This window comes from Moorena bouillonii PNG (assembly GCF_001942495.1).
Classification (GTDB): domain Bacteria; phylum Cyanobacteriota; class Cyanobacteriia; order Cyanobacteriales; family Coleofasciculaceae; genus Moorena; species Moorena bouillonii.
The window spans coordinates 3,993,594-4,007,748 of the sequence record NZ_MKZS01000001.1 but is presented as its reverse complement, the minus strand read 5'-3'; the positions used below and the strand labels follow the sequence as shown (position 1 = coordinate 4,007,748).

Annotated in this window: 5 protein-coding genes; 1 reads left to right on the top strand and 4 read right to left on the bottom strand. The window is 45.8% G+C overall.

From position 1 onward, the window contains the following. Positions 1 to 24: 24 nt before the first annotated feature. Positions 25 to 1,050, bottom strand: coding sequence for a DnaJ C-terminal domain-containing protein (locus BJP37_RS16450; RefSeq protein ID WP_075900361.1), 1,026 nt, complete (start codon positions 1,048 to 1,050; stop codon positions 25 to 27). A gap of 436 nt (positions 1,051 to 1,486) precedes the next feature. Next, positions 1,487 to 2,776: a glucose-1-phosphate adenylyltransferase gene (locus BJP37_RS16445; protein ID WP_075900359.1), complete on the bottom strand. Its 1,290-nt coding sequence runs from the start codon at positions 2,774 to 2,776 to the stop codon at positions 1,487 to 1,489. A gap of 430 nt (positions 2,777 to 3,206) precedes the next feature. Between BJP37_RS16445 and BJP37_RS16440 the strand changes: the two genes are divergently transcribed. Then, the gene (locus BJP37_RS16440; RefSeq protein WP_075900357.1) at positions 3,207 to 12,932 is read left to right on the top strand and encodes a Calx-beta domain-containing protein; all 9,726 of its coding nucleotides are present in this window, start codon (positions 3,207 to 3,209) and stop codon (positions 12,930 to 12,932) included. Between the two features lie 206 nt (positions 12,933 to 13,138). Here the strand turns inward: BJP37_RS16440 and BJP37_RS16435 are convergent, their stop codons facing one another. Continuing rightward, on the bottom strand, positions 13,139 to 13,570 hold the full coding sequence (locus BJP37_RS16435; RefSeq protein ID WP_075900355.1) for a VOC family protein: 432 nt from the start codon (positions 13,568 to 13,570) through the stop codon (positions 13,139 to 13,141). Then, positions 13,524 to 13,847 (bottom strand): hypothetical protein, encoded by a 324-nt coding sequence (locus BJP37_RS36675; RefSeq protein WP_143727643.1) that lies wholly within the window; start codon positions 13,845 to 13,847, stop codon positions 13,524 to 13,526. The genes BJP37_RS16435 and BJP37_RS36675 overlap by 47 nt, the downstream gene beginning before the upstream one ends. Positions 13,848 to 14,155 lie beyond the last annotated feature (308 nt).

Genomic DNA, 14,155 nt, shown 5'->3' with positions numbered 1-14,155 from the left:
CCCATTGAGCACTGCTAGATATAATCATAGTCGAACTTGGGACAAGTGACTCCGGGGATTGAAGCGGCGACTTTCACGGATTTTTTCATAGTACTCCCGCTCCTGATTGGTGAGGTTTTTCGGAGTTACTATCGTAATTCGCACTAACTGATCACTACGTCCACCCTTAGGTAAAGACCAGCCTTTACCCCGCAGGCGCAGAGATTGACCAGAACGAATACCAGCAGGAATATTCATACTCACAGAGCCATCTGGAGTTGGTACGTCGATTGACCCACCCAAAACCGCTTCATCTGGTGTGATTGGCACTTCGCAAACCAGATTCTCACCATCGAACTCAAAGAAAGAGTGAGATTTGAGTTCTACTTTTAAATACAAATCTCCCTTTTGCCCATTCAGGGGGTTGACCTGACCCTTGCCTCGCACCCGAATACGACTACCGGGTTTGGCACCAGGGGGAATCTTGACAGTTATAGTTTCACTACCTAGGCTGAAACGTTTTTGGACACCATTAAAGGCTTCAGACCAACTGAGGCTAATGGTTGCTTCCCGGTCAGCACTTGCTCCCGTAGTGTTGTTAAAGCCTGACGTGCTGCTATAGCCACCAAAACCACCAAAATCATTAAACCCATTAGAGCTAGAAGTACTTGTACGGTAGGAGTAGCTCTGACTACTTCTGCTCCCACCACCGGGGGCACCAGTGCTAAAGCGACCCAGCAATTCATTAATGAACTCGTCAAAGCTGCCGTACTGGCTAAAATCAAAGCCACCAACATCAACACCGACTCCACTACGACCAGACCATCCTTGTCCCCCTTGCTTCCAGTACTGACCAAATTGATCGTATTTCTTGCGTTTGTCCGAGTCAGATAACACTTCATAGGCTTCATTGACTTCCTTAAAGCGAGCCTCGGCTTGTTTGTCCCCAGGATTCAAGTCTGGGTGGTACTTACGGGCCAAACGCCGAAAGGACTTTTTAATGTCATCAGCACTAGCAGTTTTGCTGACTCCTAGGATGGAGTAATAGTCTTTGAAGTCGGTCGCAGCCATCAAGAGTGTCTCCTAATCGTCTAAGATCGTAACGGGTAAGTTATTGCCCTTGGATTATGGTTTATCTACCTCAACGCTAGGGTAACAAAGCTTTCAACTAAACTTAGTTCGGTTCTTCCTCACTGCTGCGATCGCAATTTCCGTACATGGGTGCATACTCTGTCAAAGGTGTTTTCAGCGGTTTTGGCAAGGTGTTAGGTAGCAAGGTCTTAGGCTAATGGCTAATGGCTAATGGTTAATGGTTAATGGTTAATGGACTTAATACCTAGCCTAAGCATGTCTAAGCCCTAATCCTTAGGCTAAGCCTGTCTAGGGTAAGGGTGTAAGGGCTGACGGCTGATAGCTGACGGCACCTCAAGTAGCGTGCGCGTAGCGCATATGCTTACAGTGTGGCTAATTTTGATGTGGATTAGCTTACCCTTTCCACCCCATAGGACTAAATCACGGCTCCATGGGGGATTACGGCATTTTTGATCACTACAACAATGCCATTACGAATATAAAACCCCTCACTTTCGCAGTTGGCTTCTTCCACACGATCCTTGTTGAAGATTTTGACATTGTTACCGATACAAGCATTTTTATCGATAATTGCACGACGAATAACGGTATCCTTACCAATTCCTAAACTCACTTGGCCTTGTTCTTGGGCTGATAGACGTTCTGTTAAAGATTGATAGTAGTCAGCACCCATAATTAAAGAGTCCTCGATAACTGTTCCAGCTTCCACTCGCGATCGCAATCCCAATACCGAGTTATTAATGCGGCAATCTTTGAGAATACACCCTTCCCCAATAATTGACTCTGTTACCCGACAGTCTAAAAGCTTTGAGGGCGGTAGATAACGAGCCCTGGTGTAAATCGGAGCATCTTCCTGATAAAAGCTAAAGGATGGCTTAGGTTGACGAGTCAGGGATAAATTAGCATTGTAGAATGCCTCAATGGTGCCAATATCTTGCCAATAATCATTAAATAAATAAGCTTGAATATTATACTTTTGCATCGAAGCTGGGATAACTTCGTGACCAAAGTCTGTGTGCTCAGAATTAGCTTCGAGCAGTTCTTTCATCACTGCTTTACTAAATACATAAATTCCCATAGAAGCAATGTAAGGACTATTTCTGGCTTGTTCTGGCGTAAGTCCAAGCACAGTAGTATCCACTTGCATTTGTTTAAGCAATTCCCCTGTAGGTTTCTCGCGAAAGTCAATCACCTTGCCCCGATCATCAATTTGCATCAAGCCAAAGCTAGATGCCCGTGTCTCATCAATAGGCACAACCGACAGAGTAATATCCGCTCTAGTATCCCGGTGACGTTGGACAAATAACCGATAGTCCATCCGGTAGAGGTGGTCTCCTGATAAAATTAGGTATTCATCAACATCCCAGCCATCAAATAGCCAGAGATACTGACGAACTGCATCTGCTGTTCCCTGAAACCAGCTTGGGTTTTCCGCAGTTTTTTGGGCTGGTAAAATTTCAACAAACCCTTCTGAGAAGCCAGAGAAATTATAGGCACGGGTAATGTGGCGATTGAGAGATGCTGAGTTAAATTGGGTTAGTACATAGATTTTGTAAATCTCAGAATTAATACAGTTACTGACAGGAATATCGATCAAGCGGTATTTGCCTGCCAATGACACCGCTGGTTTAGCCCGGGGCTTGGTTAAGGGATATAACCGGCTTCCTGCGCCACCACCGAGAATGATTCCTAAAACTTTTTTCACAAAACACCTCTGAAACGCTCATGCCTGAACAACTCCAGTCTCTGACGGGTGTGGGGCAGTTTTCAAGGGGGGTAAGCCAGTAATTTATTATAAACGCAAAGTTTTCGAGAAGTCTATGTAAAATCCCTAGTTAGCGCCACAGTAAGTTCGGTACTTTCCCGGTGAACAGTAGTAGGTCAAGGGTAAGAGAATAAAATCGCTGGGTCAAATTAAGTGGGGAAAGGTTTTAAGAGAAATTGAAACCCGGTCGGGCATTTGTATTGCCAGAGGATGGATAACTCAGATCAACACCCATACCAGTGGGTGTCTGAAATCCCTTTAGCCAATTCCTATTGACCCAAACCCGAAGCCAATTCTGATCCAGCTATCCCTAATTAGCAATTGGTACTAGCTATCGCTATAGATAACTAACTAAACATTTTGAATCACTATGGCAAACGTTACTCTTTCACAGACAACTATCCAGCTTACTGAAACTAGTGCTGACCAGTCATACACTATTGCCTTAGATACCAACCCAACTGGACCGGTCACTGTTAGACTCGCAACTGATGGGCAGAGTCAAATCAATGTGGATGGTCAGGGGTTCACGACCCAAGACACCGTCGTAATCAGTGACACCACACCAAAAACTGTTACGGTGCGCGTTATAGATGATGGCACTCCTGAAGGTGTTCACCCAGGCACCATCACTCACACTGTTACAGCCACAGATGACGAAACTAACTATCCCGTAAATACTGAACTTACTGGTGTCAGCCTTGAAATTATCGATAATGATCCAGGGCTATATATCCAAGGCACGCCTACACCCATTGAAGGGGGTGAAAATAGTACCTATGAATTTGGGTTGAGTACCGCACCCGATGGAGATGTAACAGTCCAAATCGAAACTACCGATGGTCAGAGTCAATTTAGTTTAGATGGCGGCAACACCTTTGTCTCTTCCGCAGAAAAAACCTTTACCCCAACGGACTTCACTACGGATATCACGGTGCAGGGGATTGAGGACAACATCCTAGAAGGTCTGCACAGCAGCACCATCACCCACACCATTACTGAGTCCGAGGCAACACAAGGACAATATTCTGAAGGTCAAACTAGACAGGTCTTTGCCACGATTACTGACAATAACCCAGATCTGCTCACCTTCGATAACCAAATGTTGTCTATTACAGAGGGTGAAGAAGGTACGTACACGATTAAAGCAGACGAGCTTGATGCAGACATAACAGTCACCATCAAAGCCAATGGATCGAGTCTAATCAAGGTAGAAGATGACCAAGAATTTGCTTCCGAGCAAGTCATAACCCTCAACAGCACCACATTTGAAAAAACTATCACGGTGCAGGCTACTGAAGACTCAGATGTCACAGGACCTCAAGAAGTCAGCATTAGCCACGAAATTACTAATTCAAACAGTTCAAACTTTCCACTTGGTAAGGTTGGGGATGTCACTCTCAAGATTGCTGACAATGATCCTGGGGTAATCATCACTCAAGCTACTGGTCAGATTCAAGAAGGTGACGAAAATGAATACACCATTGCGTTAAGCACCAATCCTACTGGGGACGTAACAATCACCCTTGATTCTGATGACGATAGTGATATCAAATTGCCGGATGGAACTGAGTTTGAAGACCAGCTAACTATCACCCTTACCGATACTACACCCCAAACCATTAAAGTTCAAGCTACAGAAAATGACGGGGCATCAGAAGGGAGTCCTCACGAAAGTACAATCACCCACACAATCACTGCTACAGACGATACCGACAATTATCCTACAAACACAACAATTGATAGCGCTACCATTGAGATTATTGATGATAGCTCCAGCCTTTTCGATTTCAGTACTCCCTCATCTGTTGAAGAGGGTAATGAAGTTGAGTACACACTTCGATTAACAGAGTCTCCTGGTGGAGATGTAAGAGTTACTATTAACGCTGATGATGAGACTGAAATCAGTATTGACGGAGGTAGCACATTTGCTGCAAGCCAAGAAGTTAGATTCAGTGACACATCGGCAAGAACTATCACCGTCAAGCCTATAGATGACTCAACCGTAGAAGGAGCTCACACTAGCACCATCAGCCACACCATTACTGAAGCTCCAGAGAACTCAGATTATAAAGTAAACAGTAAGGCTGGAGATGTAATTGTAAATATTACTGACAATGACCCAGGTCTGATCATCACTCCAGCAACCGAGCCCACTGAGGAAGGTGGAGACTCGACAACCTATCAAGTGGCTTTAAGTACTACCCCCACTAGTGACGTAACAGTTACTATCACCACAGATGGGGAAAGTGAACTTGCTCTGGATAACATAAACTATGCTCCCAGTCGAAATATTCAACTTAGTGACACTACACCAACCACTGTCACGGTGCGAGGTACAATAGACGACGATGTAGAAGGTCTTCACACCAGTACCCTCAGACACGAAATTACCGATTCTGTGGATCCGAACTATCCTGAAAGACAGGGAACAGAGTTTACTACTATCGACATTAAAGATGGTACCCCTGGAGTCATTATCTCCAATCAGTCTTTGTCTCTCTCAGAGGGTGAAGAGGGTACTTACACCATTAGTTTAACCACCGAGCCTACTGAGGATGTAACGGTTACCATTACAGCAGATCAGCAAGGTCTGATCAGTGTTGATGGTCAAGAGTTTGGATCAGAGCAGGTGATTACCCTCAACCAAAGCACACTGGAAAAAGAAATCAAGGTGCAGGCGGTAGATGATGATCCGCCGGAAGGAATTCACAGCAGCATCATTACCCACAGCATTGCTTCAGCGGATACAAACTATTCTAATGAGAACACACCCATTGAGGACGTCACTGCCACCATTACTGATAATGATATCGGAGTGGTTATCATTGGTACTCCTCAGGTCACTGAAGGCAGTACTGATACCTATGAAATTGGTTTAAGCACTCAGCCTACCGGAGATGTCAAAGTTACTATCACAGCTGATGATGAGACTGAAATCAGTATTGATGGTACTAGCTTTGCTTCTAGTCAAGATGTTACATTTAATGACCTCACCCTTCAAACCATTACCGTGCGGGGTAAGGATGATAGTGAATTTAGGAGTCTTCGGGACAGCACCATCACCCACGAGATTACTGAATCCCAAGACAACACAAACTATCCCTTGGATCTGGAAATTCCAGATGTTATAGCTGAGATTACTGATGATGAGCCTGGAGTAGTCATTATCAGTAATCTCGATCTCACTGAAGGGGGTATCGGGAATTACGAAATTGGTTTAAACACTCCTCCTGTGGGGGGTGGTTCAGTAGAAGTCACTATTACCGCTGATCCACAAACTAGAATCAGCACAGATGGTACAAACTTTGCTCCTAGCCTTCCGATCCAGCTCCAAGGAACTACACGGCAAACTATCACAGTCCAGGTGGTTGATGACACCGCTGTGGAAGGCGACCACAGCAGTACTATCAGCCATGAAATTACTGGTTCAAGTGATACCACCAATTATCCTCTAGGCCAGGAGATCGAGGATGTTACTATCGACATTACTGACAATGACCCTGGACTAATCTTTAGTGATGCGATCGCAATCACAGAAGGCGGTGATGAAGGGACTTACACAGTTGCTTTAAATACTGTACCTACTGGAGAGGTAACTGTTACTCTGACCGCTGATGATGATAGTGAGATAAAAGTAGGTGAAGGGGAGTTTGCCTCCGAGCAAGTCATTACTCTCAACCCAGAAAAACTCCAAGAAACCATTAGTGTACAAGCCGTTGATGACAGTCTGGTAGAAGGAACTCACACCAGCACTATCAGCCACGAAGTGACTGATAGCGAGGATACCACTAACTATCCTATAGGAACTAGCGGCTCCTTTAGTGCCACAATTACAGATAATAACCCTGGGATTGTTTTCAGTGAAACTACCTTGTCTGCGGAGGAAGGTCAAGAAGATACTTACACAATTGGCTTAAGCACTGTACCAGCTAGTGACGTAACAGTCACTATCACAGCCGATGACCAGAGTCTAATCAAAGTGGGTGACGGAGAGTTTGCCCCTGAGCAAGTTATTACCCTCAATGCTGAGACTTTAGAGAAAGAAATTACAGTACAGGGGTTGGATGATGATCAGGTCGAAGGTGACCACACTAGCAAAATTAGCCATGAAATTGCTTCCGAAGACCTAGACTATGATCTGGGCGAGCTAGCAGAAGAGGTCACTGTCGATATTACTGATAATGACTCTGGGCTGATCTTCAGCCAGGCAATCACGATCACTGAAAACAATGGTTCAGGCACTTACACAGTTTCTTTGAACACTCCTCCCACTGGAGCAGTAGAAATTACTATCCAAGCTGATGACCAGAGTACAATTAGTCTCGATGGCACCAACTTTAACTCTCAGCAAATCATTACCCTCAACCCAACTACACTTGAACAAATCATTACGGTACGAGCAGCTCAGGATGCTCTGGTAGAAGGCGTTCACACTAGCACAATCTCTCACACAGTTACCGATACCGAAGATTCTGAGAACTATCCTATCGGAGAAGGACCATCATATACTGCCAATATTGTAGACGATGACCCTGGAATCGTCTTCATCAATGGTCCTGTGTCTGTGGAAGAGGGACAAGAAGGAGTCTACACAGTTGCTTTAAGTACCCGACCCACTGGGGATGTAACGGTTAAGCTCACTGCTGATGACCAGAGTCTAATCAAGATAGATGATGAAGAGTTTGCTTCGGAGCAAGAAATTACTTTCAACGCTGAGACTCTGGAAAAACAAATCACGGTGCAGGTGGTAGATGATGCCGAAGTTGAAGAGGATCACAGCAGTCAAATCAGGCACGAAATTACGGTTTCCGATGATCCAAGCTATGCTGTTGGCTTAGTTGCAGAATTCACTACCAATATTACCGATAATGACATTCCTCCTGGTCAAGTGCTGATCAGCGAGATTTCCCCTCTGACTGAAGGTGGAGAGACACAGGAGTATACCATTGCTCTCGACACTGAGCCAGCTGGAGCAGTAGAAATCACTATTACTGCCGATGACAACAGTGAAATCAGTCTTGATGGGCAGACCTTCGACAATGAAGTGGTGGTGAGCCTAACGGATACCACCCCCACAACCATTACAGTACAGGCTCTGGATGACACGATTGTCGAAGGTGACCATAACACTACCATCAGCTACGCCATTACTAACACCGAGGATTTAGACAAATATCCTGATACTCTCGAAATCCCATCCACCGAGATCACCATTACTGATAATGAAGCAGTTGTTCCTGGTCAAGTCCTGATCACGGAAATTTCCCCGATCGCTGAAGGGGGAGAGCTTGGACAGTATACCATTGCTCTCGACACTGAGCCAGCTGGACCTGTAGAGATTACTATTACTGCCGATGACAACAGTGAAATTAGTCTTGATGGGCAAACCTTCGACAACGAAGTAGTGGTGCTTCTAGAGGATACTATCCCCACAACCATTACGGTACAGGCGCTGGATGACACGATTATCGAAGGTGACCATAACACCACTATCAGCTACGCCATTACCAACACCCAGGATTCAGACAAATATCCTGATACTCTCGAAATCCCAGTCACCGAGATCACCATTACTGATAATGACGCAGATGATGCTGGTCAAGTTCTAATCAGCGAGATTTCCTCTCTCACGGAAGGAGGAGAGCCTGGAACTTATACCATTGCTCTCGATACTGAGCCAACTGGACCAGTAGAAATTACCATTACTGCGGATGACAACAGTGAAATCAGTGTTGATGGGGAGAGCTTCGACAACGAAGTAGTGGTTACCCTAGAGGATACTAACCCCACAACCATTACGGTACAGGCGCTGGATGACACGATTGTCGAAGGTGACCATAACACCACCATCAGCTACGCCATTACTAACACTCAGGATGAGGCCCAATATCCTGATACTCTCAATATCCCATCCACAGAGATCACCATTACTGATAATGACGCAATTGTTCCTGGTCAAGTCCTAATCACAGAGATTTCTCCTCTGACTGAAGGGGGAGAACCACAGGAGTATACCATTGCCCTAGACACTGAGCCAACCGGACCAGTAGAAATCACCATTACTGCCGATGACAACAGTGAAATCAGTGTTGATGGGGAGAGCTTTGATAACGAAGTAGTGGTTACCCTAGAGGATACTACACCCACAACCATTACGGTACAGGCGCTGGATGACACGATTGTCGAAGGTGACCATAACACCACCATCAGCTACGCCATTACTAACACTCAGGATGAGGCCCAATATCCTGATACTCTCAATATCCCATCCACAGAGATCACCATTACTGATAATGACGCAATTGTTCCTGGTCAAGTCCTAATCACAGAGATTTCTTCTCTGACAGAAGCGGGAGAGCCTGGAACTTATACCATTGCTCTTGACACTGAGCCAGTTGGACCAGTAGAAATTACCGTTACTGCAGATCAAGACAGTGAAATCAGTCTCGATGGGGAGACCTTCGGGAACGAAGTAGTGGTGAGCCTAGAGGATACTAACCCCACAACTATTACGGTACAGGCGCTAGATGACACGATTGTTGAAGGTGAGCACACCAGCACCATCAGCTACGCCATTACTAACACTCAGGATGAAGCCAAATATCCTGATACTCTCGAAATCCCAGCCACCGAGATCACCATTACTGATAATGACGCAGATGCTGCTGGTCAAGTGGTAATCACCCCGATTTCCCCTCTAACCGAAGGGGGAGAGGCACAGGAGTATACCATTGCTCTCGACACTGTTCCAGATGGGCCAGTAGAAATCACCATTACTGCGGATGAGAACAGTGAAATCAGTGTTGATGGAGAGAGCTTTAACAACGAAGTGGTGGTCAGCCTAAGTGATACTGTTGCTCAAACCATTACGGTACAGGCAGTGGATGACCAGAGTATAGAAGGTGAGCATACCAGCACCATCAGCTACGCCATTACTAACACCGGGGATGAGGTCAAATATCCTGATACTCTCAATATCCCAGCCACCGAGATCACCATTACCGATAATGACACCACTCCTGGTCAAGTCATAATCACAGAGATTTCTCCTCTGACGGAAGGGGGAGAGACACAGGAGTATACCATTGCTCTCGACACTGAGCCAGCTGGACCTGTAGAGATCAAGATTACTGCGGATGACAACAGTGAAATCAGTCTCGATGGGGAGACCTTCTCCACAGAAGTGATGGTGACTCTAGAGGATACTGCTGCCAAAACCATTACGGTACAGGCGGTAGATGACACCATTATCGAAGGTGACCACACCAGCACCATCAGCTACGAGATTACCAGCACTGGGGATGAGGCCAAATATCCTGAGAATCTCGAAATCCCAGCCAGCGAGATCACCATTACTGATAATGACCCAGTCACCCCTGGTCAAGTTATCATCAGTGAGATTTCCCCTTTAACCGAAGGTGGAGAGGCACAGGAGTATACCATTGCTCTCGACACTGAGCCAGCCGGACCAGTAGAAATCAAGATTATGGCGGATGAGGACAGTGAAATCAGTCTCGATGGGGAGACATTCTCCACAGAAGTGATGGTGACCCTAGAGGATACTACTCCCACAACCATTACGGTACAGGCAGTGGATGACACCATTATCGAAGCTGACCACACCAGCACCATCAGCTATGAGATTACCAGCAGTGGGGATTTAGATAAATATCCTGAGACTCTCAATATCCCAGCCAGCGAGATCACCATTACTGACAATGACGCAGTTGTTCCTGGTCAAGTTCTGATCAGCGAGATTGCCCCTCTGGCCGAAGGAGGAGAGTCTGGGGAGTATACCATTGCTCTCGACACTGAGCCAGCTGGACCAGTAGAAATCACCATTACTGCGGATGATAACAGTGAAATCCGTGTTGATGGGGAAACCTTCGAGAAGGAAGTAATGGTGACCCTAGAGGATACTGCTGCCAAAACTATTAAGGTACAGGCAGTGGATGACGATTTACCCGAAGGTGAGCACACTAGTACCATCAGCTACGCCATTACTAACACCGAGGATGAGGCCAAATATCCTGATACTCTCGAAATTCCAGCCACCGAGATCACCATTACTGATAATGACGCAGATGATGTTGGTCAAGTTCTGATCAGCGAGATTTCTGGTCTCACGGAAGGGGGAGAGCCTGGTACTTATACCATTGCTCTTGACACTGAGCCAGCCGGACCAGTAGAAATCAAGATTATGGCGGATGACGAGAGTGAAATCAGTCTCGATGGGGAGACCTTCTCAAACGAAGTGATGGTGACCCTAGAGGATACTACTGCCACAACCATTACGGTACAGGCAGTGGATGACACCGTTGTCGAAGGTGACCATAACACCACGATCAGCTACGAGATTACCAGCACTGGGGATGAGGTCAAATATCCTGATACTCTCAATATCCCATCCACCGAGATTACTATTACTGATAATGAGAGTGTTACCACAACCCCAGAGATTATTATCAGTGAGAGCCCGATACTATTTGAGGGTGGTACTGGTATCTACACTGTTGCCTTAACTAACAATCCCACCGGAGAAGTAGAAATTACCATCAAAGCTGATGATCAAACTGAAATCAGTTTAGATGGAACTACCTTTGCTTCAGAGCAAGTGCTTACCTTCAATGAGGCAACACTTCAAACTATCACAGTGCGAGGGCTGGATGATCAAGAGGTTGAAGGGGATCACGAAAGTACTATCAGCCACGAGATTACCAGATCCGAGGACACTGTGAACTATCCCCTGGGGGATGTTGGGTTAGTAACTGCCAGTATTTTTGATAATGATATCCCCATTGTCACGATCAGTGCTAGTGACCTTGAGGCAGCGGAAAAAGACCAAGACCCAGGCAGCATAACCATCACTCGTTCCGGGGACACTACTGAAGAACTCACTGTCAGTTACATGACCTTTGGTAGCACTGCTACCGCAGATGACTACAGTGAAACCCTCAATGGATCAGTCACTATTGCCGCTGGTGAGTCCTCCGTCGAGCTGAAAATTACTCCAGAAATCGATTTCCTAATCGACGAAGGTGATGAAACGGTTAACCTGATCTTAAACACCAGTCAGGACTATAACTTAGTTGGCAAAACCTTTGCTCAGATTACCATTGCTGATGACACCTCGTCAGTTCCTGACAACAGTACCAGGTTTGTCTGGAATAATCCACTCACAGGAGAGAATATCCTGTGGAAGATAGATGCTACTCAGCAAGTAAATACAGTTACCCTTCCTACATTGGATCTCAATTTCGAAATTCAAGGTAGTGGAGACCTTGATGGCAACGGTGACAACCAAGATGTGTTCTTGCTGAACACAGTAACCGGAGCTATTCAATACTGGCAAGTGCAAGGTGAGGAAATCAACGAGATGGTGCTTGATGCCGGTGAGGTCAACCTCCTGGAATGGGAAATCCAAGAGTTTGCTGACTTTGACGGTGATTCCAAAGATGATATTCTCGCCTACAAGGCAGACACTGGAGAGATTGCTATCTTGACAATAGATGGTGACCAGCTGGTGAATCAGGGTACCATTGAACGGGATGGTCAGCCTTTACTGATAACCGAAGACACTGGATGGCAAATCCAGGGTGCCGGGAACTTCAATGGTGATGATGGTCCAGATCAGATTCTCTGGCACAACCAGAATACTGGAGAGGTTGGCATATGGGAGATAGATGGCAACGAACTAGCGGATGCTGCATTTGTTACACGAGACGATGATCCTGTACTAGCACCATCATCAACTGGATGGCAAATCCAAGCTGTGGCGGACTTCAGCGGCGATGGGCAACAGCAGATTCTCTGGTACAACTCGGATAATGGATACATTGCCACATGGCAGATGTCTAATAAGGAACTAGTCCAAGGTAATATCATTACACGGGATGGTCAGCCCTTATCAATACTACCTTTAGATGAATGGACCATTCAGGGTGTTGCAGACGTAAATCAGGACGGCCAGTATGATATCCTCTGGAACAACGATAATACTATTGCTGTTTGGGAGTTGGATGGCTCTGAATTGACCAATCCAATGCTCATCGAGGAGCAACCCCAGGGTGGCTTCAACCCCAACCTTATCTAAGGTATACTGCACAGGGTCATAACCTGAGCTGATTAAACATCAGAACTACCACCCTGAAACAGCGGAATTGGTATCAGTAGTTCCAGTGAGCTGAGCCGAAAAAACCCCTTGCTGAGTAAGGGGTTTTTCTATGTTTCTAAACCTTCCTGTTGATCAAGCCTTCTTGGGTGTGTTTCCCATTTTAGAATTCCTCAAAAGGATTTGGCTTAAACGCGATCGCCAATTTCTGCCAACTCACGTCCACCAAAAATTGCTGAACTATGAGAGTAAAACTTAAACTCCATTAAGTTATAAAATGGATCTTGGAGGAAAAAGGTGCGATGCTCTGTAAGTTTACCAGGAAAGCGGGTCTTGGGTTGGTCGTAGAAGGGTAATTGTTTTTGTTGAGTACGGTAAAGTAAGGCTTCCCAATCAGCCAGGGATGTAAAAACCAACCCGAAATGTCGAGGATAAATACCCCGCTGAGGTGTCAGGGTTTCTTTGGTTAGGTGAGCCACGAGTTGATGACCGTATAAATTCAGAATCACGGCATGGCGAGATTCTCTACCGATTGCGCAACCAAGTCCATCACCGTAGTAAACTTTAGTTTGCTCAATGTCGGTAACGGGAAATGCGAGATGAAATAGGACTGGTTTCATAAGTTTTGATTTGAAGGCAAAAGGGTTGAAGGTTTTGAAGGTTGAAGGTTTTGACGGTTGAAGGTTTTGAAGGTTGAAGGTTTTGAAGGTTGAAGGTTTTGACGGTTGAAGGTTTTGAAGGTTGAAGGTTTTGACGGTTGAAGGTTTTGAAGGTTGAAGGTTTTGAAGGTTGAAGGTTTTGACGGTTGAAGGTTTTGACGGTTGAAGGTTGAAGGTTGAAGGTTTTGAAGGTTGAACGCGATGGACGAAGTCCCGCTTTCAGCGATCGCGTGGCCAAAAGGCCAAGGTTGTTCGCCTTTGGCGTTCCGGTAGGGTAGGTTGAACGCGATGGACGAAGTCCCGCTTTCAGCGATCGCGTGGCCTTTTGGCCAAGGTTGTTTTTGCCCAGGGGTCCGGTGTAGGGTAGGTTGAACGCGATGGACGAAGTCCCGCTTTCAGCGATCGCTTGGCCAAAAGGCCAAGGTTTTGAAGAAATTCAACTTTATTTAAGGATAATCTGACGTAATCTGGTATCCGGTTACTTTAGTAGTGTGCTTTGTTGTTGGTTTTTTGGATAATGGAGAATAGGGAATGAGTGGTGGAGTA